Raw genomic sequence first — 19734 nt, 5'->3', positions numbered from 1 at the left:
AAAAGTGCTTGTTAATAAAGATGGCGTATCTGGCGGCTTGCTGCATTGGTTGGAATCGGAGTGCAAAAGTGCAGCAGCGAAAAAAAAGACACTTATGAAATCAGGAAAAACTACTAAACAAGTAGAGAATGTGACAAGCAGATGACATGCTACAGAAAACCCTTACAGTTGTTAGCGCCACAACGACAAGGCAATTTTCCGTCGTGATGTGTCTCACCATAATCGGCTGTCAATTCTTCACCCTTTTTGATATTGCGGAGCGCATAGAATTCCACGCGGTTCTTCATTACGCGCAGGTAAGTATTAGGATCGCAGGAGTGATTGATGTATTTGAGGTCGTTGGGATTGGCAGAAGCATTCAGTGCCAGGTCATCATCGAGTTCCACGAGGTTGATGACTTTGATATCGCGGATCAGTTTGCGTGCTTCGCGCATGGTAATGATCACGCCGCCGAGGTCACCGATCTTACGGCGGGCAGGTATACGACCGGTAGCAAAAGCTCCTTTCCCGGCAATGCCGCTTTTGGCAACTTTAACGGGAAAGATGATGCGGTATGAGGGAGTAATGAGCAAATTTGAAAATTTGAAAATCGGTTAGGAACAGTTTGATAATCGAAGCTATTCAGATTGATCGCTAATGATCGCAGTTCCGGCTAATTTTCAAATTATCAAATCGTCAAATTCCGCTTCAGCGGACCCAGGTACTTTTCTCCTCCAGCGGCTGACGCTTCGCGCCGGTTGGCTGCACGGCTATGTGACCGATATAGAAAAATCCTAATAATTTATCTTCTTCACCGAGACCAAAAAATGCTTTAGCCGGCTCGCGATACGTGATGCCACCGGTAGTCCAGTAACCTCCGATGCCGTAAGCGGTTGTAGACAGATACATATTCTGCACCGCACAAGACACGGCTTCCACGTCTTCGATCTCCGGAATGTTTTTATTCGGCGTACGCTTCATGCCCAGGGCAATGATGTGCGACGCTTTCAACGGATGCTGCTGCAGCTTGCCGTAGGTGATTTCTTTAAAATTTTCACCGGAAAGTTCTTTATACAACTCACTCTGAAAGTTGGCGAACTTTTGCAGTCCTTCACCGGTGAAAACAGTAAAATGCCAGGGTTCTGCTTTGCCGTGGTTAGGAGCCCAGATGGCATTGGTCAATATTTGTTCTACGATCGCGTCATCAACGCGGCGTGTGGTATCAAACTGATCGGGGAAAACGGAGCGGCGGCTACGCACCAGCTCATTGAATTGCTCTGCACTCATGTATCGCTTATTTCGTGCAAAAGTAAGGAAGCAATTTTTCACATACGGATATAAAAAAAGTGCCACCGGGAGGATGACACTGCTGCTTTGTTTTTAGTGGTTTCCCGGGAGCGGGAACACACCGATATATCCACATTTATAACGTCGTGTTTAGTTAAGACCGCTCATTGAATAATTTGAGCAGTTCCAACGAGCGCAGTTCACTGTCTGCCTCTTCGAGCATTTTATCAAAGTCGTTCAGCTCCCGCGCGCTCAACAGCAACCGCATGCCATCGCAGGGCGTAGGAATAAGGATACAGCGGAGTGAAGGTGAATTTTCGTGGCGTTGTTCATTCTTCACTTTCTGCAGCCACCAGCGAAACGCATCAAAATCATCGCGGGCAAACGTCATCACCAGGTTTCCGAAACCAAGCTGGATCTTTTCGCACTCCGCACATCTTACCACATAGCCGGTATTGTCGTCGTGAAACAGGGTTTGATAGGCGCACATAATTGCTTCGTTTCTGTAAAAATGCACCCAACGGTCCGTGCTTCGGTTACGATTTCAGAAAAGCGTTTTACGGTATCAGAAAACTGACCGGGGGCTGACAAAGGCGGCAGGCCGCTGTCAGTATGCCTTTGCTTCGGGGCAAAAAAAACTATCCACATTCAGTGCATAATTATCGGTGGGACTTTGGACTTTTTGCAGCTAAATTCGTCGTCAGTTCTTGAAAATAATTCGGGTTGGCGCTGGTAACAACGAGTCATATTGTTATCAAGCTTAATAGGGAACCGTGTGAGAATCACGGGCTGACGGGCAACTGTATGTTTTCCAGCACTCCGGGAGCGCCCGCTCCCCTGCTGAAAGCTGCACGTTAGACCACTGTTCCGGTTCAAAACCGGGATGGGAAGGTGTGAAGCAAGAAAAACAAGCCAGGAGACCTGCCACTCAGAATTATTTGTCTGGAGCCTTCCCGGATCATAAGGTGCCGGCAAAGACCGATCGAAAAAAACTCCGCAAGGAGTTTAAGGACGCTTTGTCTCTTGTCGTGCCGCATTATATAACCGTACAATATTTTTTATCATGCAGCATGAGGACGAAATTTTGCTGAAAGAGAACAAAGACCGCTTTGTTATTCTTCCCATCAATTATCCCAAAATCTGGGAACAGTATAAAAAACACGAAGCCAGCTTCTGGACGGCCGAGGAAATCGACCTGGGTGCTGATGCAAAAGACTGGGCTTCACTGAATGACGGCGAACGTCACTTCATCTCTCATGTGCTTGCCTTCTTCGCTGCCAGCGATGGCATCGTAAACGAAAACCTGGCTGTTAACTTCATGAGTGAAGTACAACTGCCCGAAGCCCGCTGCTTCTACGGTTTCCAGATCATGATGGAAAACATCCATTCTGAAACCTATGCCCTGCTGATCGACACCTATATTAAAGACCCCAAAGAGAAAGACCGCCTGTTTCATGCCATCGATACCGTACCGGCCGTGAAAAAGAAAGCCGAGTGGGCCCTGCGCTGGATCGAGAACGGAAGTTTCGCCGAAAGACTGGTGGCCTTCGCAGCCGTGGAAGGTATCTTCTTCAGCGGCAGCTTCTGCTCCATTTTCTGGTTGAAGAAAAGAGGCCTGATGCCCGGACTTACGTTTTCCAATGAGCTGATCAGCCGCGACGAAGGATTGCATTGCGAGTTTGCCTGCCTGCTCTACAGCATGCTGAAGAACCAACTCACACAGGAACAAGTGTATTCCATCATCGGCAATGCCGTGGAGATCGAAAAAGAATTCATCACCGAAGCGCTGCCCGTGAAACTCATCGGCATGAATGCCGACCTGATGAGCCAGTACATTGAGTTTGTAGCCGACCGCTGGCTGGGCGAACTGGGTTACCCTAAAATGTTCAACGCCACCAACCCGTTCGACTTCATGGAAATGATCTCGCTCGAAGGAAAGACCAACTTCTTCGAAAAACGCGTGGGCGACTACCAGAAATCCGGCGTCATGTCTTCCAAAGAAAGTCAATCCTTCTCCACAGAAGAAGACTTCTGAAGAACAAGGGCTGAAAACAAAAAAACTAACACCAACTACGACTTACTACTAACCATTTAAATATATCAGTATGCAGGTAATCAAGAGAGACGGCAAAAAAGAAAGTGTCAAATTTGACAAGATAACAGCGCGTATTGAAAAACTTTGTTACAGCCTTGACCGCCGCTTCGTCAGCGCGGTGGACGTGGCAAAAAAAGTAATCGAAGGATTGTATGACGGCGTAACGACCACCGAACTGGACAACCTGGCGGCAGAAACGGCCGCTTCACTCACCGTGAAGCACCCCGACTATGCACTGCTGGCCAGCCGCATCGCCGTAAGCAACCTGCACAAGAACACAACCAAGAGCTTTTCCGCTACCATGGAAAATCTCTACAACTGCATCGACAGCAAAACAGGCAAACACCTGCCGCTGCTCGCCGACGATGTATGGCAGATCGTTCAGGACAATGCCGAACTGCTCGACTCTACCATTATTTACGACCGCGACTACGGATTCGATTATTTCGGTTTCAAAACTCTCGAAAAATCTTACCTGCTGAAACTCGATGGTAAGATCGCTGAACGCCCGCAGCATATGTTCATGCGCGTGGCCATCGGTATCCACAAAACAGATATCGACAGCGCTATCAAGACGTACAACCTGATGAGCGAACGCTGGTTCACACATGCCACGCCTACCCTCTTCAACGCCGGTACGCCTAAACCCCAGATGTCAAGCTGCTTCCTGCTGACCATGAAAGAGGACAGCATCGACGGTATCTATGACACCCTGAAACAAACAGCAAAAATTTCACAAAGCGCCGGCGGTATCGGCCTGGCTATCCACGGCATCCGCGCTACCGGCAGCTATATCGGTGGCACCAACGGCACCAGCAACGGTATCATTCCCATGCTGCGTGTATACAATGACACAGCGCGTTACGTAGACCAGGGTGGCGGCAAACGCAAAGGCGCTTTCGCGGTATACCTCGAGCCATGGCATGCCGATGTGTATGAATTCCTGGACCTGCGCAAGAACCACGGTAAAGAAGAAATGCGCGCACGCGATCTCTTCTATGCTCTCTGGATTCCCGACCTGTTCATGAAACGCGTGGAAGAAGATGGCGAGTGGAGCCTGTTCTGCCCCAACGAAGCACCCGGACTGCACGAGTGCTGGGGTGAAGAATTTGAAAAACTTTATGCACAATACGAATCAGAAGGCCGCGCACGCCGTAAGGTAAAAGCACAGGAACTCTGGTTCTCTATACTGGACGCACAAATTGAAACCGGCACCCCTTACCTGCTATATAAAGACTCTGCCAACCGCAAGAGCAACCAGCAGAATCTGGGTACGATCAAAAGTTCCAACCTGTGTACCGAGATCATTGAATATACTTCACCTGACGAAGTTGCGGTTTGTAACCTGGCGTCCCTGGCATTGCCCCGTTATGTAATCAATGGCAAGTTCGACCACGACAAACTGTATGAAGTAACTTACCAGGTAACGAAGAACCTGAACAAGATCATCGATCACAACTACTACCCGGTAAAAGAAGCAGAGAACTCCAACATGCGCCACCGTCCGATCGGACTGGGCGTGCAGGGGCTGGCCGACGTATTCATTCTGCTGCGCATGCCATTCGAAAGCGATGAAGCCCGCGCACTGAACAAAGAAATCTTCGAGACTATTTACTTCGCTTCAATGACTGCAAGTAAAGATCTCGCCAAAATAGAAGGGCCTTACGAAACATACGAAGGCTCACCTGTATCAAAAGGAATCTTCCAGTTTGATATGTGGGATGTAGAACCTACCCTTCGTTGGGACTGGTACACGCTGAAAGCAGAAGTGCTGAAGCACGGTGTACGCAACTCACTGCTGGTAGCGCCGATGCCTACTGCTTCTACTTCACAGATCCTTGGCAACAACGAGTGCTTTGAACCATACACTTCCAACATCTATGTTCGCCGCGTATTAAGCGGAGAATTTGTAGTGGTAAACAAGCACCTGCTGAAAGACCTGGTGGAGCTGAATCTCTGGAACGACGAAATGAAGAATGCCATCATGTCGAACAACGGTTCTATCCAGAAAATCAACGGCATTCCCGAAGAGATCAAGGAAGTATACAAAACCGTTTGGGAAATCAAACAAAGAGCGATCATCGACATGGCAGCAGACCGCGGCGCGTTCATCTGTCAATCACAATCACTCAACCTGTTTGTTGATGCTCCTACTACCGGCAAACTGACCTCCATGCACTTCTATGGCTGGAAGAAAGGACTGAAAACGGGTATGTATTACCTGCGTACCAAAGCAGCTTCCCAGGCCGTGCAGTTCACCGTAGAAAAACAAGGTGGCAAAAGTGTTGAGCCGCTGATCGACACGCACAACCTGAGCGTGGTAGAAGGTGGCACAGCCGAAGCAGAAGCCAAAATCGTCGAGGGTGCGGTATGTACCATGCAGGACGGTTGCATTAGCTGCGGTTCTTAATCGATCAATTTTATTCAAGGATAAAAGGTGTACTGTATGGTACACCTTTTTTTATGCCGGCCGTTCCATCTCAATCGTAAAAATCAAACCATTTGCAACGGCGATCTGCATCGTGCCATTCAGTTGCATGGTGAGCAGGCGGATGAGTTTGAAACCGAATGAATTGCTTTTCTCCAAAACCGCTACATCGGCCACACCCGGACCATTGTCAGCTATGCGAAGTATGAGCCTGTCATTCTCTTCCGTAAGACTGAGTTGTACATGCGGATCAGCAGTAACGGGAAAGCTGTGCTTGAAAGCATTGGACAACAATTCATTTATCATCAAACCCAGCGGCATCGCCTGATCCACGTCGAGCAACGGTTGGTTCAACGCTACGTTGATGGAAACATTTTCATTGGCATATCCGTAAGAGCCGGCGAGCATGGTGGTCAGCGTTTGCAGGTACACCTGCATGTCAACTGCAGCCAGTTCCTCATCCATGTATAATTTCTGGTGAATGAGCGCCATGGCATCCACACGCGAGCGGCCTTCTTCCAATGCCTTGCGTGCATTGTCGTCGTCGAGGCGGCTCACCTGTAAAGCCATCAGGCTCGATACCACCTGCAGATTATTTTTTACGCGGTGATGCAGTTCGCGCACCAGCGTTTCCACCTGTTGATTTTTTTTCGCGAGCAATTGGGCCTGTATTTTACGTGCGCGATAAAAACGGTAGAGTAAAAAACAAAGTCCCGTTAAAAGCGCGGCTCCGGCGAGCAGCAGGATAATCGTTCGTCTGCGTTGCTGCAGCAATCGCTTCTGTCCTTCCTGCCCGGCAATAGCCGTATTTAATTCCTTTTCTTTTTCTTTCGTATAAAATTTACGCTCCACTTCCAGTACCATATAATAGCGCGCAGCATTGTGCAGGGAATCACGGAGCCGGTAATAGTCCAGCCACCTGTCGCGGGCCGGTGCATGTTGTCCTCTTTTTTCCAACAGTGCCGCCTGCTCCTTGAAAAACAATATCCGGAAAAATGCATCCTTTGCTTTGGCGCTCGAATTAACATGGCGGATCAGCGAATCGGCTGCAACATAATTGCCTGTTGTTGCATACACGCGTAAAATAGCTGGGACGGAAATAGAGATTTGCGAAGCGGGTTGTTCGGAGGCCCGGGTGTATAATTCCACCGCTTCCCCGTAGCGGCCTTCCTTTTCGGCAAGCCATCCGCCGGTATAGTAAAATGAATGAAAAGGGATTTCATTACTGCCTGCATAGTCTTTGATGAGCTGCCGGCAGCTGTCATAAATATGTTTTACTTTATCAACCGGGCTGCGGAAGGTTTCCATTTCCGCGAGGTCGCACCAGACATAGGGCAAATAGCGATAGTTCTCCCGCGCCTTGTAAGCATCTACGATTTTCGATTGATAATAGCAGGCATCATCTATATCGGATAAATTGAAATAAGCCATGGCCAGTGTCCGGTACAAGCTGTGTTTGGCGTTGCGAAACATAAAAGGCATCCGAACAACCGGATCTTCGGGTACGCTACCGAGAGCAGGATCGTCTAACCTGTCCTGGAAAGAAGTGGCTACGGAAAGCGCACCGCCCCAGTCGCCTTGCGAAAGCAATAGTTCGGCCTTATTGAACAAAGCCATCACATCATCGTGCGGGTTGGGCGTTTTTTTGGCTAACGCAATGGCCTGGTCAAAACAATTACCTGATTCGCGCATCCGTCCGCGTTCCGACTCGCGAACACCGCTGAGGGATAACAACAAAGAGTGGTTGAAAGGATCGCGGTCGCGGCATAGCGGAATAGCGTAGTCTATCCAATACCAGGAACTGTCTGCCTTTCCCATATAACCGTAAGCAAGTACGAGTTGAACAAGCGCATCCCGGAATGACACATCATTTTTAAGTTGGGGAGACGAAAAACCAATATCCACGGCCGTTTTAGCATAAGCAATACCCCTGGCATAATCGGATTGCTGCACTTTCATAAACGACCACAGGTGATAAAGTCGCATCCGGTAATCGTCGCGGCCCGTTTTTTGCGCTTCGTCGATGGCTAATTGCAGCAGGCTGTCCTGTTTGGGTGTTGACGGTTCGCGGACAAGCAATTGCACGCGTTTCCGCAGATCCGGGCCGCCGGCTTTTACCGTAAGAAAAGAAAAAAGTAAAAAGAAAAGCAGCAGGTTTCGGGAAACGGGGCTCATGACAGCAAAATACAACTTTAAAAACCGGTTACCGATGAAAAAAATCGCACTCCTATTATCAACGCTTTTTCTCCTGCAAAATCTGCATGCGCAGGACACTACGCAAGTAGTAAAGAATGATATCTACTATAATTTTTCAACGAATACAAAAGGACCGCGCGACTTCGAGCTTCGTGACAGGGAAACCGGGAAGATCTTGTTCAAGCGCACTATTACCGGAGACTCCTGTAGTAGCTGTTATGCTCCGCTGGCAGGCATTGCCGATACTTTTTTTCTAAAAAAACAATATGCCGCTGCTATATCGGTCTACTCGCTCGCATTCAAACTAAACAATAACCTCGGGCGGGTGCGTCACCGTTTTAATGTGGCAGAAGCGTATGCCGCACTGGGTCAGCGGGACAGTGCCTTTGCCGAATTAAAACGGGTGGTAACCGGTGGGAAATATTATAATCCTTATCACCTTGAAGGCTCGGAATTACTAAAGCCCCTGCAATCCGATCCGCGCTGGAAACCGCTGATAGATGAGGTGAAAGCAAATCTGAAGGAAGTGGAAGGACTAAGGATTAAGGAGTAAGGCCCGATACTTCGGGCTAAGGCGTAGGGGCTAAGGTATTCTATTAACTTATTCACTTATTGCCTTATTGACTTATTCACCTGTTCACCAGCTTTGTCAGGTCAATATCGATCACACTACCATCTGTCAACCTGACTTTCCCTTCGTTTAATACAGAAAATCCGGCACAACATTGTTTACGTCTCAGCTTAAGGCTGTTGATGCCACATTTATATCCGTACTTCAATGTAATGCGGTAAACGTATCGGCTGCAACTTTCTTTAAACAGACAGCTTCGTCTTTTGCTTGCAGGAATGAGCCAGTAAATACGAATACTTAGCAAGAGTACCCATTTCATTCGGCACGGCTGAAAATTATCAATTGAATGAAACTGGTGGTCTTTTGCGCATTGATCCCAAAGCATCCGGGATCATTGACTGCCGTTTCCAAACGATCGATCGAGACAAAAGACCAGCCATGGCGGGAGTAATCATTGATAATACTTTCAATAGCCATAGCCGCGTCATGTGAAGACTGTTTGACCGAAATATTGCCTACATAAGGCACTACTTTGTAGTTGAGCATCTTATTTTTTTTCAAAGAAAAGCATAGCAAGATTGCGCAATTCGAAAGATGTTCAAATACCGGAAAAATCCCCGGCAAGCTGCGACGCGAAGACCTTACAGTTGGTTCGTGAATACACGAACCATGGCAATGAGCAATAAGTCAATAAGTGAATCGTCAATCGTGAATAACCTCCATGGTTCGTGTATACACGAACCATGGAGGTTTAGCTTACCCCTACGCCTTGCACCTTACTCCTTACTCCTTAAGCCTTACTCCTTTCGCCTTAACCGTGTATATTTGTAAAAAATAAAAACATGTTATCCAACTCCATTCAAGAGGCACTGAACAAGCAGGTACAGATGGAAGCCGAATCATCCCAGGCTTACCTCGCCATGGCGAGCTGGGCCGAAATTCAACCCGGTCTTGAAGGTGTAACCGAATTCTTTTATCAGCAGTCTGATGAAGAGCGTGTACACATGTTGAAGTTGATCCGCTTCATCAACGAGCGTGGCGGATTTGCAACGATTCCCGCATTACCACAGCCCATGATCACGTTTCAGTCGCTGCGCCGCGTGTTTGAAGAGTTTCTCAAACATGAATTGAAGGTAAGCGACAGCATCAACGATCTCGTACACTTATCACTGACAGAAAAAGATTACGCCACGCACAACTTCCTGCAGTGGTATGTAAACGAACAAATAGAAGAAGAACGAACAGCCCGCACACTCAATGACAAACTTGAGCTTATCGGCGACGATAAAAGCGGCCTCTACCTCTTCGACAGAGATATCCTCAATTTCAGAGGGAAAGGGAAATAATAAAAGCGGCCTTTGGCCGCTTTTTTAATGTGGTAATTTGATGATTTGAAAATTTGACAATTGGGATCCGACGTACGGGATTGCAAATGTATTTCCATCTTCAAATTTTCAAATCATCAAATTTTCAAATCAAACCTCTTCCATCCAATACACCTTCGCCGTATTGCCGCTCATATCTACCAGCACGTTGTATCCCGGCGTTTCGATCACCAGCACAGGCGATTTGATATCAAAGGAAATGATCGACCAGTAATAATTGAGTTCATCGGCTGTAGGCAACCGGAGTTTTGCTTCTTTTCCATCCAGATCGCGGAGCAGGATGTCCCACACAGTTTTAAAATCCGCCGGCGATTGCAACACTTTTCCTTTTACTTCTTTTGTGCCGGTACGGCGACCATTGGTAAACTGCGGCACCCGGATGGTCATATCTCCCTGCTGAATACGCGAAGCGCTGGCATCCGTACCGTAGCGACCCCATAAACGCGGACCGATAAAGGCAATACCGTTGAACAATTGATAAGATGCAGTGGTTGCATTCAATTCGCGAAGCAGGGATAGTTTCGCTTTTTCCATTTGCTCTTCGGTAGCCTTGAACAATACCACTCCTTTCGGCACCTGCAGACTGTCCTGTGCATGAGCTGAGCACACGCATAACAAGACCAGCAGGCACATAATGATTCTCATGAGAAAACTATTTAGTACCTAAATATAAGAATAGAAACCGTGCCGGAAAAAGGGGATCAGCGGAATAAAAGCTCACAAGGCTTGAGTCCCGTGTGTTTTTTGAAGGCCGTGCTGAAATGCGAAATGGAGGAATATCCCAATGTCATGGACACATCGGTCACACTCAGGCCTTTTTCATAGAGCAGGAACTTGGCATGTTCCATGCGCTGGCTTTGATAAAATTCGAAGATGGTGGTGCCGAACATTTCCTTAAAGCCTTTTTTCAGGTAACATTCGTTCATGGCCACCTTGCGGCTCAGCTCTTTAATGGTGATCGGCTCGCCGATATGCTGGATCAATACTTCACGCGCCTTGACGATTTTGTCACGGTCCGCTTCATTGGCCAGGAATTTACAGGCAATGGTATGCACTTCTTTCTCACCCACCATGCAATCCAGGCTATGCAAGAGCAACATCTGGATCTGCGCGTTGACAAAAATGTTTTCGAGTGTATCCGTATAATTATTATTCAGTAATGCCTCCAGTACCACACGCGATTTACCGCAAAGAGGAAGAATGCGGTTGAAAGATTGCGGGCGGCGGAAACTGATGATATCGTCACACACCATCGTTTCCGTGGTATAGCGCGGTTTGGCAAATTGTGAAAGCTGACCGGGGGAAAAACGGAAACTCAGCAGGTCTACACTTTCTTCTTTTTCGGGACAGTTGACAGACAACTGGCTCCGGCACTGGTCGCAATCCGTTTGTTTGTGACGGCAGTAGACGTTACCGCTGATGCAGAAACGAAGTTCGAGATGACTTTGCTTTTTGTCGTCGGCTTCGTAGTGATACACCATCATCCCCGTATCCTCCATGTTCCACTGCTTGTTGCGGCGAAACCGGCGGATGGAATACTGCACCGCATCGGGCATCACGCTCTCTCTTTCATGCAACAACTCCAGGGAGGTTTCCTCCAGGGGGCGCTTGTAAGCCAGGGTGAGTATATCGGTAGTGGGTTGCATCAGCGTGCAAATTTACAGTTGGAACACCGATTTTAACAGCCTGGTTTGTCAAAAGTTGGTCTGAAGCGGCATTATTTAAAAAAAATTCCTTTTTTCCGGTTAACAGTTACCTTTGCACGGTCACGTTTTAAAATGAAACGTGGCTTTTTTGTAACAGCACTGCATGATCCATCCACATACATACATTCACCCGAATGCAAAGTTGGCAACCAATGTCAAGGTTGACCCTTTTACCGTTATCCATCAGGACGTTGAAATTGGAGAAGGGACATGGATCGGATCCAATGTTACCATCATGGACGGCACCAGGATCGGCAAGAACTGCCGCATTTTTCCCGGAGCCGTGATTGGTGCCATTCCGCAGGACCGGAAATATGCAGAAGAAAAAACAACCGTGGAGATTGGTGACAATTGCACCATACGCGAGTTCGTAACCATCCATCGTGGTACCAGCGACCGCTGGAAAACCGTGGTGGGCAACAACTGCTGGATCCTGGCTTACAGCCACATCGGTCACGATTGTATCATCGGCAACAACTGTACATTGAGCAACAGCAGCCAGCTCGCCGGCCACGTAGTATTGGGCGACTGGGTCGGCCTCGGTGGCGTATGCGCCGTACATCAGTTCGTACACATCGGTTCTCATGCATTTATTTCCGGTGGGGCACTGGTAGGTAAAGATGTTCCGCCCTTTATCAAGGCTGCGCGTCAACCACTTAGCTATGCCGGTGTCAACTCCGTAGGACTGAAACGCCGCGGCTTTACTGTTGAAAAGATCAATCACATCCTCGATATTTACCGCATTATCTATAACAAAGGATTAAATACTTCACAAGCAGTAGAACTGCTGGAAGAAGAATTCCCCGCTACCGACGAGCGCGACGAAATCGTTACGTTCATCCGTGAAAGCGGACGCGGTATCATCAAACGCTACCAAAAAGGCAACGGCGATGAGGATCTCTCTGTCTGATGCCGGCAAACGCTACAACCGCGACTGGATATTCCGGCACTTTACACACACATTTGAACCAGGAAATTCCTATGCCATCACCGGTCCCAACGGCTCGGGCAAAAGCACCATCCTGCAGGTACTCAGCGGCAACATGATGCTGAATGAAGGAAAGATCCATTACGCGCATCCCGGTCACACCGCACTGGCCATTGAAAAAGTATACCGCCAGGTTTCGATCTGCGCACCTTATATGGATGTAGTGGAAGAAATGACGCTGCGCGAATTCCTGGAATTTCATACGCGCTTCAAACCATTGCTGCCGGGATTGAGCGTAAATGATATTCCCTCGCTGATCACCCTCGAATCAGCCAGAGACAAACAAATCCGTTATTATTCCTCCGGAATGAAACAAAGAGTAAAGCTGGCGCAATGTCTTTTTTCCGACACCGCCCTTGTACTGCTCGACGAACCCTGCACCAACCTCGATCAGGCAGGCATATCACTTTACCATCAGTTAGTGGAACAATACGGCAAAGACCGGCTGCTGATCGTCAGCAGTAATGATGAAGTGGAGTACCGGTTTTGTCAGCACCGGATTGTAGTGACGGACTTTAAGTGAATGTGCAAATATGTAAATGTGCCCTGCAGGCAGGGGCCATGTGAAAATCATTTCGCATTTACACACTTCGATACTTCGGGACGAAGTATCGGACACATTTACACATTCATTATCTCTCCTTCCACGCTTCCTTGATCTCCTGCACCAGCCCATTGCACTGTGGTCCCAAATGAAGGTGTTCATTGTTGTAAGCGATGATATCGACCATCACATCTTTCAATGAGTCGAGTTTTTCCTTGCCCACCAGGGCCTCGTATTTAGCTTCCAGGGTGGAAATAACCGAGCGGCAATCCAGCGTAAAAAGCTGACCCTTTTCCGTAAGGTAGATCATGGAACAACGCTTGTCGTCCGGGCTGGGACGGCTTTCTATATAACCGAGCGACAGCAATTCCTTCACGATCTTGCTCATCGCCTGCTTGGTCATCATGGCTTTTTTCGCCAGTTCGGAATTGTTGATTCCGTCCGGACCAATATTCATAATCAGCGGCATGTACCACATTTTCAGGTGTTTATGTTCACCCTGAAAAAAATACTCACTGGCCCAGTTATCGAACTGACGCTTCAATACACTCACGAGCTTACCCCAACTGCGAAGCTTCGCGGCCTGGGTAGCCCTCAACTGCTCTGTTAACTCCTGCTTGTTCATACCACAAAGATAACATTAAAAAAATAAATTGGTCAATCTAGTTGACTAATTAGTAAACTAAGTTTACTTTTGTTTTCTCAATTCAGTTTTATTCAACCATGGAACACACTAACACACCCGTAAAGAAAAAGAAATTCAAGCCGATATACGTCTTTTTCCCGCTCGTACTTATCGTGGGCGGCTGGTTTGGCTATAAAAAAATCCAGCACGCTCTTCATTATGAAGAGACAGATAACGCCCAGGTACAGTCGAATGCCATGCCCGTACTCAGCCGCGTGGCCGGTTATATCGATTCCCTCAACCTCCGCGATTACCAGGAAGTAAAACCCGGCGAAACGCTGGTGGTACTCGACGACCGCGAATACCGCATCGCCGTGGCCCAGGCAGAAGCCAACCTGCTCACCGCCGAAGCAGATCTCGCCAACGCCCGCGCTTCCGTTGCCAACATGACCGCAGCCGAACGCGTCGCCAGTGCCAACACAGCCGTCCTCAAAACAAGAGACGACAAGGCACAGACCGACCTCGCCCGCGACGAAGCCTTATTTAATGAAGGCGCCATCACCCGCAAACAACTCGAAGACAGCCGAAGCAACGCACAGGCCGCACACCAACAGGCTATTGCCGGTGGCCAACAGATCAGCCAGGCTTCCGCACAAGGCGGCACCATCCAGGCACAGATCGCCAAAGCCGAAGCCGTGATCGCCACACGCAAAGCCGAGCTGGAAAATGCCCGCCTCCGTTTAAGCTATGCACGCATCTTAGCGCCCGCATCAGGACGTATAGGCAAACTCAACCTGGCACCAGGCCAGTACGTTCAGCCCGGACAACCACTGTTTACCATCGTCAACAACGAGACTTTCTGGATCGTGGCCAACTACAAGGAAACGCAACTCAAAAACCTGTCGATCGGTCAGCCCGTTGAAGTGTCTATCGACGGTTATCCCAAATTAAAAATACACGGCCGCATCACTTCCTTCAGTGAAGCAACCGGTGCACAAACCTCGCTTCTTCCTCCAGACAACGCTTCGGGCAATTTCGTAAAAGTAACCCAGCGTGTACCGGTGAAGATCGAGTTTGATAATACTCCCGAACTCAAAAAAATCCTTAAGGCCGGCCTTAGCGTAACAGTGGAAGCACGCGTAGACTAATCCCGACCGCCTCAATTTTTTTGTTATGGCCTTGAAAGGTTTTGCGAAGTACATCATTGTACTCACTACTGTTACGGCGGCGGTGATGGAACTGGTGGACACGTCGATTGTCAACGTGGCACTGTATGATATTGCAGGCAGCCTTGGTGTGACCATCGAAGACATCAGTTGGGTGATCACGGCGTATGCAATCGCCAACGTCATCATTATTCCCCTGACCGGATTTCTCGCCGATTATTTCGGACGAAAGAATTATTATATCGCCTCGATGATCATTTTCACCGTGGCCTCTTATATGTGTGCGGAAAGCTCCAGCCTTACTGAGATCATTGTCTGGCGTTTCATACAAGGTGTAGGCGGCGGTGCTTTGTTATCCACTTCCCAGGCAATCCTCTTTGATGCTTTTGAACCGAAAGACCGGCCCATCGCATCCGGCCTCTTTGGTATGGGACTCGTGCTTGGTCCTACGCTCGGACCTACCATCGGTGGTTATATCATGGAGCATTTTAGCTGGCCGTTGATCTTCATGATCAACATTCCCATCGGCATCATCGCCACGCTCCTTTCTATTTCGTTCATCGATAAAAAACCGGGGGAGGGAAAGCAGAAAAAAAATATACATATCGACTATACCGGTATTCTTTTGCTGATGGCCGGCATCGGCTGTCTGCAATTTGTACTGGAACGTGGCGAGGCCGAAGACTGGTTCAGCAGCAATGCCATCCGCATTTCTTCCGTTATTGCCGTGTTCGGCCTGATCGGATTTGTATGGTATGAACTAAGTATCAAAAATCCGGCTGTCAATCTGCGCGTGCTACAGAACCGGAACCTTGCCTTCACCACCATCTTCACCTTTGTGGCAGGGCTTGGTTTGTTCACTTCGGTGTTTGTTTATCCCGTATTGGCGCAACGCGTATTGGGATTCACGCCCTATGAAACCGGTTTATCGCTGCTATGGCCGACCTTGATTGGGGTGATGATGATGCCCATCATCGGTAAGATCATGTCGAAAGGTGTGTCGCCTATTCCGTTCCTGATTATCGGGTTTCTGTTGTTTGCCAGTTATACCTGGTTGTCGGCAACCGTAAGCCCGGATGCTGGCCGGTGGTTTTTCTTTTTCCCGCTCGCCTTGCGCGCCATGGGTATGTCGATGTCGCAGCTACCCCTGATCAACCAGGCCGTGGCAGGATTGCAACCGAAAGAATATGCCGCAGGTATTTCCCTGAATAATATGATCCGCCAGTTGGGAGGTGCTTTTGGTATTGCACTGGCCAATAATTACATCGCCCATCAATATGCGCAACACCGTTACGACCTGATAGCCGGCACAACAGCCGGCACAGCCATGAATGAACGGTTATCCGCGCTCACTAATTATTTCTCTTCGCGTACCGGTGACCCGGTATCCGCAGGTCAGCAGGCTCTGGCAATGGTCAACAACAGTATCGACAGACAAGCTTACTACCTGTCATACCTCGATACCTTCCATATCATCTCGCTGTTTTTTATAATAGTGCTGCCGCTGACAATTTTCTTACGTGTAAAGAAAAAAACGAAAGCCGAACAGGCGGAAGCCATGAAAGCGGCCGCCGAAGCACATTGATCTCTGAAAAAAATGAACGCATTTAGTATGAAAAAATATCTCTTCTCCTTATTGATCACCTTCAGCTTTTTTGCAGCTGACGCACAGCAGGCCAATCCGGAACTGCAGTCATTGATCAAACAGTCATTCAATTATTTTCCGCGCTTCCGCGAACTGGAAGAAGGTGTGAAAGCTAACGAACAAAGAGTGGGCCTCGCCGCTACCGGCCGCAATCCGGTGATCACCGGCGACGCGAGCTACACTTATGTCAATCCCGTTACCAAAGTGAATTTCCCTGTCAACGGTGAAAACAAGGAGTTGCAGTTTCAGCCCAATCACAATTTCAACACCACTTTGTCCATTGCTTATCCCGTAATTGATTTTGGAAAAACAAAACTCAATGTGGAAAAAGCAAAAGAAGAACTGTTGTTGTCCAAACAAAACATCGAGTTCACCAAAGCGCAACTCGCCAGCCAGGTAACGTCCATCTATTACAGCATTATTTACCTGCAAAAAGCGATTACGGTGCAGGACTCTGTGATAGCCGTGCTGGAAGCCAACCGTCAGCAGGTGGAGACTCGTTATAAAAATGGCGATGCCTTGCAACTCGATGTCATCACCATGCAAAACAATATTGACATCGAGCAGAACCGTAAAGTGGATCTGCAGAATAGTCTCGACAAACAGCGCAATCTGTTATCGTATGCAACCGGCAGTGACAAATTACCCGCCGGCCGCGATTTCGATTTTATTCAATTGGCGCAAAATACCGACGCGGCCCTTGAGTCGGCCCGTCACAACAACTACGATTATATCATTGCCCGTGAAAGAGTAAAACTGGCCGAGGCAGGTACCGCCATCGTGCGGAAAGGCACGGCACCCTCGATCAACCTGATCGGTAATACGGGTTTTAAAAATGGCTTTCAGCCGGAGATCATGCAGTATCGCTACAACTATGCAGCAGGCGTGGGCATAAGCGTTCCGATCTATGACGGCGGCCGCCAGCGCCGGCAGGTTAAACTCGCGGAAAGCGAAACACGCCAGCAGGAACTCGGCATCGAAACGCTCGACAATCAATATCGCAAAGACATCGAGCAGGCCCGGTCCGATATCCGTTCCAACCAGGAGCGTCTTCAACACACCGAAGGCCAGATCTCTGCCGCCCGTGAAGCCTTACGCATAGCTCAAAGCCGCTTTAAAAACGGCATCAGTACCAACGTGGAATTGTTAAATGCCAATACGAATTTGCAGAAAGTAGAGCTGGCACGTATTCAGTACGAGTACCAGTTGACCACGGCGAATGCAGAGTTGGCCAGGTTGATGGGGGTTCTTTATTGGTAAAGTTTCTGTAACCGAAGAAATGTGAAAATGTGCCCGCCAAGGCGGGATGTGTAAATGTGAAAATGATACAGCCAATAGAACTGACATTTGCACATCTTCACATTTACATATTTACACATTAGCCGAAGGCTATCTTTGGCTTGCTATCAGCAAATTAATATCCGTAAACTTCAGATCGAAGCGCTGGCTGAGGTAAAAATTAGTCAATGCTCCTTTGAAAAGATAAATGCCGCTGCGGAGATGAATGCGGTGCCACACCAGGTTTTCAAAACCACCTTCTTCGCCAGCTTCGAGCAACAAAGGCATCAGCACATTGCTGATCGCCTGTGAGGCTGTGCGGGCAAAACCCGATGGGATGTTGGGCACACAATAATGGATCACACCGTATTTCATGAAGATGGGATGTTCATGACTGGTAATTTCGGAAGTTTCAAAACAACCGCCACGGTCGATACTTACATCGAGGATTACTGAACCCGGACGCATGTTGCTGACCATTTCTTCGGTCACCACCATGGGGGTGCGGCCTGTTTGCGAGTTGAGGGCGCCAACGGCCACCTCGCAGGTTTTGAGTTGTTTGGCCAGCAGGCGCGGTTCGATCACCGAGGTCCACATACGCTGGCCGATATTGTTCTGCAGGCGTTTGAGCCTTGACACGCTGTTGTCGAATACTTTCACCGATGCGCCGAGTGCGAGGGCCGCGCGGGCGGCATTTTCCCCTACAATTCCGGCACCAATGATAATAACTTTTGTAGGCGCAATACCGGAGATACCACCGAGCAATACGCCTTTACCATGATTAGCCGAACTGAGGTATTGTGCCGCAATCAACATTACTGCACTGCCAGCAATTTCACTCATGCTGCGCACGATGGGATAAGAATCGCTGTTGTCCTTCAGGTTTTCAAATGAAATAGCCGTGATCTTTTTCTGCATCATCGTCGAAAGGATTTCGGCTTTGAGTACCGAAAGGTGAATGGGAGAAATGATCACCTGGTTCATCTGCAGCAAAGGCAGATCTTCATCAATGATGGGTGCGCTTTTGACGAGGATAGGTGCTTTGAAAACTTCGGCGCGGTCGTATACGATCTTGGCGCCGGCCTCGCTGTAATCTTTATCGCGGAAATGCGAGGCATCACCTGCATTGTGTTCGATCATTACATGGTGGCCATTGCTCACCAGCACGCTCACGGCATCCGGAGTGAGGGCAATGCGATTTTCCTGGAAAGCTATTTCCTTCGGAATACCGATGTACATACCGGCAGTCTTCGGTTTTACATCCAATGTTTCCTCCAGGGTTTCGTAGCTGAAAGATGTGCTGATTAGCGGTTTTTGCTGGCTCATGTAATGGATTGACAGTTGGCAGTAAGCCGGCTCAAAAGTACTTAATTCCGGCCGATTCTGAGTCGCCGGCTCCCTTCATTCAATGGTTCGAGGTAAAGATGCAATGTTTCAGGCGGAAAAATACCCGGCGCTTTCTCCGGCCATTCCACCAGGCAGGGATAGCCACTGTACAGGCAATCTTCCACGCCCGCATAAATCGCTTCTTCTTCATCACGTAACCGGTACAGGTCGAGATGATAGATGCGGCCGCTGCCGGGCGCGGCATATTCGTTGATCAGGGAAAATGTGGGACTGCCGGTCACATCCGTAACGCCTTTGCTCCGGCACAGCGCATGCACCAGCGTAGTCTTGCCCGCTCCCATTTCCCCGTGAAGCGCCAGTACTTTTATATCGCCGGCCTGTTCCCATACCCATTGCGCCGTTTCAGGCAGTTGTTCCAGCGAAAAAACCTTTTCCATACAGCAAAAATAATAGGTTTAGCAACCTCGTTGCTTTAATATTCCCGGCTTCGCAAA

The 19734-nt window shown here is 48.6% G+C and carries 19 protein-coding genes and 1 riboswitch; of the genes, 9 read left to right on the top strand and 10 right to left on the bottom strand.

Annotated elements, in window-relative coordinates; translation table 11 throughout:
* Positions 1-149 precede the first annotated feature (149 nt).
* The 3 genes from H608_RS0104150 to H608_RS0104140 all read right to left on the bottom strand — a co-directional run bounded on the left by H608_RS0104150 (position 150) and on the right by H608_RS0104140 (position 1756).
* Entirely contained in the window at positions 150-572 is a 423-nt protein-coding gene (locus H608_RS0104150; protein ID WP_028786578.1) for an SET domain-containing protein, read from the bottom strand.
* A gap of 115 nt (positions 573-687) precedes the next feature.
* Positions 688-1266: a nitroreductase family protein gene (locus H608_RS0104145; protein ID WP_028786577.1), complete on the bottom strand. Its 579-nt coding sequence runs from the start codon at positions 1264-1266 to the stop codon at positions 688-690.
* Positions 1267-1420: 154 nt separating this feature from the next.
* Positions 1421-1756: a DUF6686 family protein gene (locus H608_RS0104140; RefSeq protein WP_028786576.1), complete on the bottom strand. Its 336-nt coding sequence runs from the start codon at positions 1754-1756 to the stop codon at positions 1421-1423.
* Positions 1757-1973: 217 nt separating this feature from the next.
* Positions 1974-2209, top strand: a riboswitch (cobalamin riboswitch).
* 120 nt (positions 2210-2329) lie between these two features.
* Here H608_RS0104140 and H608_RS0104135 point away from each other — a divergent pair.
* The gene (locus H608_RS0104135; RefSeq protein ID WP_028786575.1) at positions 2330-3301 is read left to right on the top strand and encodes a ribonucleoside-diphosphate reductase small subunit; all 972 of its coding nucleotides are present in this window, start codon (positions 2330-2332) and stop codon (positions 3299-3301) included.
* Positions 3302-3371: 70 nt separating this feature from the next.
* A complete protein-coding gene (locus tag H608_RS0104130) occupies positions 3372-5771 on the top strand; it encodes a ribonucleoside-diphosphate reductase subunit alpha (protein WP_028786574.1) in 2400 nt (799 codons plus the stop codon).
* Positions 5772-5822: 51 nt separating this feature from the next.
* On the opposite strand, the gene H608_RS0104125 is transcribed toward H608_RS0104130, so the two are convergent.
* Positions 5823-7964, bottom strand: coding sequence for a sensor histidine kinase (locus H608_RS0104125; RefSeq protein ID WP_028786573.1), 2142 nt, complete (start codon positions 7962-7964; stop codon positions 5823-5825).
* Between the two features lie 34 nt (positions 7965-7998).
* On the opposite strand from H608_RS0104125, the gene H608_RS0104120 reads away from it, so the two are divergent.
* A complete protein-coding gene (locus H608_RS0104120; RefSeq protein WP_155990040.1) occupies positions 7999-8538 on the top strand; it encodes a tetratricopeptide repeat protein in 540 nt (179 codons plus the stop codon).
* Between the two features lie 333 nt (positions 8539-8871).
* Here the strand turns inward: H608_RS0104120 and H608_RS0104115 are convergent, their stop codons facing one another.
* Complete coding sequence (locus tag H608_RS0104115; protein WP_028786571.1) at positions 8872-9102, bottom strand: hypothetical protein; 231 nt, start codon at positions 9100-9102, stop codon at positions 8872-8874.
* 296 nt (positions 9103-9398) lie between these two features.
* Here H608_RS0104115 and H608_RS0104105 point away from each other — a divergent pair, with 296 nt between their 5' ends.
* Entirely contained in the window at positions 9399-9902 is a 504-nt protein-coding gene (locus tag H608_RS0104105) for a ferritin (RefSeq protein ID WP_028786570.1), read from the top strand.
* A 129-nt stretch (positions 9903-10031) separates the two neighbouring features.
* Here the strand turns inward: H608_RS0104105 and H608_RS0104100 are convergent, their stop codons facing one another.
* Entirely contained in the window at positions 10032-10586 is a 555-nt protein-coding gene (locus H608_RS0104100; protein WP_155990038.1) for a hypothetical protein, read from the bottom strand.
* Positions 10587-10642: 56 nt separating this feature from the next.
* Complete coding sequence (locus tag H608_RS0104095; RefSeq protein WP_028786568.1) at positions 10643-11587, bottom strand: helix-turn-helix transcriptional regulator; 945 nt, start codon at positions 11585-11587, stop codon at positions 10643-10645.
* A 163-nt stretch (positions 11588-11750) separates the two neighbouring features.
* Between H608_RS0104095 and lpxA the strand changes: the two genes are divergently transcribed.
* Together lpxA and H608_RS0104085 are read left to right on the top strand one after the other, a co-directional pair.
* Positions 11751-12557, top strand: coding sequence for an acyl-ACP--UDP-N-acetylglucosamine O-acyltransferase (gene lpxA / locus H608_RS0104090; RefSeq protein WP_028786567.1), 807 nt, complete (start codon positions 11751-11753; stop codon positions 12555-12557).
* On the top strand, positions 12538-13158 hold the full coding sequence (locus H608_RS0104085; RefSeq protein ID WP_028786566.1) for an ABC transporter ATP-binding protein: 621 nt from the start codon (positions 12538-12540) through the stop codon (positions 13156-13158). The genes lpxA and H608_RS0104085 overlap by 20 nt, the downstream gene beginning before the upstream one ends.
* 109 nt (positions 13159-13267) lie before the next feature.
* On the opposite strand, the gene H608_RS23405 is transcribed toward H608_RS0104085, so the two are convergent.
* Positions 13268-13804 (bottom strand): MarR family winged helix-turn-helix transcriptional regulator, encoded by a 537-nt coding sequence (locus H608_RS23405; protein WP_028786565.1) that lies wholly within the window; start codon positions 13802-13804, stop codon positions 13268-13270.
* Between the two features lie 98 nt (positions 13805-13902).
* Between H608_RS23405 and H608_RS0104075 the strand changes: the two genes are divergently transcribed.
* The 3 genes from H608_RS0104075 to H608_RS0104065 are packed head-to-tail and all read left to right on the top strand — an operon-like array spanning position 13903 to position 17875.
* On the top strand, positions 13903-14952 hold the full coding sequence (locus tag H608_RS0104075; protein ID WP_028786564.1) for an HlyD family secretion protein: 1050 nt from the start codon (positions 13903-13905) through the stop codon (positions 14950-14952).
* Between the two features lie 25 nt (positions 14953-14977).
* Complete coding sequence (locus H608_RS0104070; protein ID WP_028786563.1) at positions 14978-16555, top strand: DHA2 family efflux MFS transporter permease subunit; 1578 nt, start codon at positions 14978-14980, stop codon at positions 16553-16555.
* A 27-nt stretch (positions 16556-16582) separates the two neighbouring features.
* Positions 16583-17875 carry a TolC family protein gene (locus H608_RS0104065; RefSeq protein ID WP_028786562.1) on the top strand — a complete coding sequence of 431 codons (1293 nt, stop codon included), beginning with the start codon at positions 16583-16585 and terminating at the stop codon, positions 17873-17875.
* A 129-nt stretch (positions 17876-18004) separates the two neighbouring features.
* Here H608_RS0104065 and H608_RS0104060 read toward each other — a convergent pair whose 3' ends face one another.
* A complete protein-coding gene (locus H608_RS0104060; protein ID WP_028786561.1) occupies positions 18005-19219 on the bottom strand; it encodes an alanine dehydrogenase in 1215 nt (404 codons plus the stop codon).
* A gap of 41 nt (positions 19220-19260) precedes the next feature.
* Entirely contained in the window at positions 19261-19677 is a 417-nt protein-coding gene (gene tsaE, locus H608_RS0104055) for a tRNA (adenosine(37)-N6)-threonylcarbamoyltransferase complex ATPase subunit type 1 TsaE (RefSeq protein WP_028786560.1), read from the bottom strand.
* Positions 19678-19734: the final 57 nt, after the last annotated feature.

The organism is Terrimonas ferruginea DSM 30193 (assembly GCF_000425585.1).
Classification (GTDB): domain Bacteria; phylum Bacteroidota; class Bacteroidia; order Chitinophagales; family Chitinophagaceae; genus Terrimonas; species Terrimonas ferruginea.
Note: the sequence above shows the minus strand (reverse complement) of the source record. Positions and strands in the feature narration are given on the sequence as shown.

Coding starts and splice junctions, on each gene's coding strand:
- H608_RS0104100 (WP_155990038.1), bottom strand. CDS start 10,586: ATGAGAATCATTATGTGCCTGCTGGTCTTGTTATGCGTGTGCTCAGCT.
- H608_RS23405 (WP_028786565.1), bottom strand. CDS start 13,804: ATGAACAAGCAGGAGTTAACAGAGCAGTTGAGGGCTACCCAGGCCGCG.
- H608_RS0104095 (WP_028786568.1), bottom strand. CDS start 11,587: ATGCAACCCACTACCGATATACTCACCCTGGCTTACAAGCGCCCCCTG.
- tsaE (WP_028786560.1), bottom strand. CDS start 19,677: ATGGAAAAGGTTTTTTCGCTGGAACAACTGCCTGAAACGGCGCAATGG.
- lpxA (WP_028786567.1), top strand. CDS start 11,751: ATGATCCATCCACATACATACATTCACCCGAATGCAAAGTTGGCAACC.
- H608_RS0104065 (WP_028786562.1), top strand. CDS start 16,583: ATGAAAAAATATCTCTTCTCCTTATTGATCACCTTCAGCTTTTTTGCA.
- H608_RS0104140 (WP_028786576.1), bottom strand. CDS start 1,756: ATGTGCGCCTATCAAACCCTGTTTCACGACGACAATACCGGCTATGTG.
- H608_RS0104120 (WP_155990040.1), top strand. CDS start 7,999: ATGAAAAAAATCGCACTCCTATTATCAACGCTTTTTCTCCTGCAAAAT.
- H608_RS0104105 (WP_028786570.1), top strand. CDS start 9,399: ATGTTATCCAACTCCATTCAAGAGGCACTGAACAAGCAGGTACAGATG.
- H608_RS0104145 (WP_028786577.1), bottom strand. CDS start 1,266: ATGAGTGCAGAGCAATTCAATGAGCTGGTGCGTAGCCGCCGCTCCGTT.
- H608_RS0104085 (WP_028786566.1), top strand. CDS start 12,538: ATGAGGATCTCTCTGTCTGATGCCGGCAAACGCTACAACCGCGACTGG.
- H608_RS0104115 (WP_028786571.1), bottom strand. CDS start 9,102: ATGCTCAACTACAAAGTAGTGCCTTATGTAGGCAATATTTCGGTCAAA.
- H608_RS0104060 (WP_028786561.1), bottom strand. CDS start 19,219: ATGAGCCAGCAAAAACCGCTAATCAGCACATCTTTCAGCTACGAAACC.
- H608_RS0104070 (WP_028786563.1), top strand. CDS start 14,978: ATGGCCTTGAAAGGTTTTGCGAAGTACATCATTGTACTCACTACTGTT.
- H608_RS0104075 (WP_028786564.1), top strand. CDS start 13,903: ATGGAACACACTAACACACCCGTAAAGAAAAAGAAATTCAAGCCGATA.
- H608_RS0104130 (WP_028786574.1), top strand. CDS start 3,372: ATGCAGGTAATCAAGAGAGACGGCAAAAAAGAAAGTGTCAAATTTGAC.
- H608_RS0104135 (WP_028786575.1), top strand. CDS start 2,330: ATGCAGCATGAGGACGAAATTTTGCTGAAAGAGAACAAAGACCGCTTT.
- H608_RS0104125 (WP_028786573.1), bottom strand. CDS start 7,964: ATGAGCCCCGTTTCCCGAAACCTGCTGCTTTTCTTTTTACTTTTTTCT.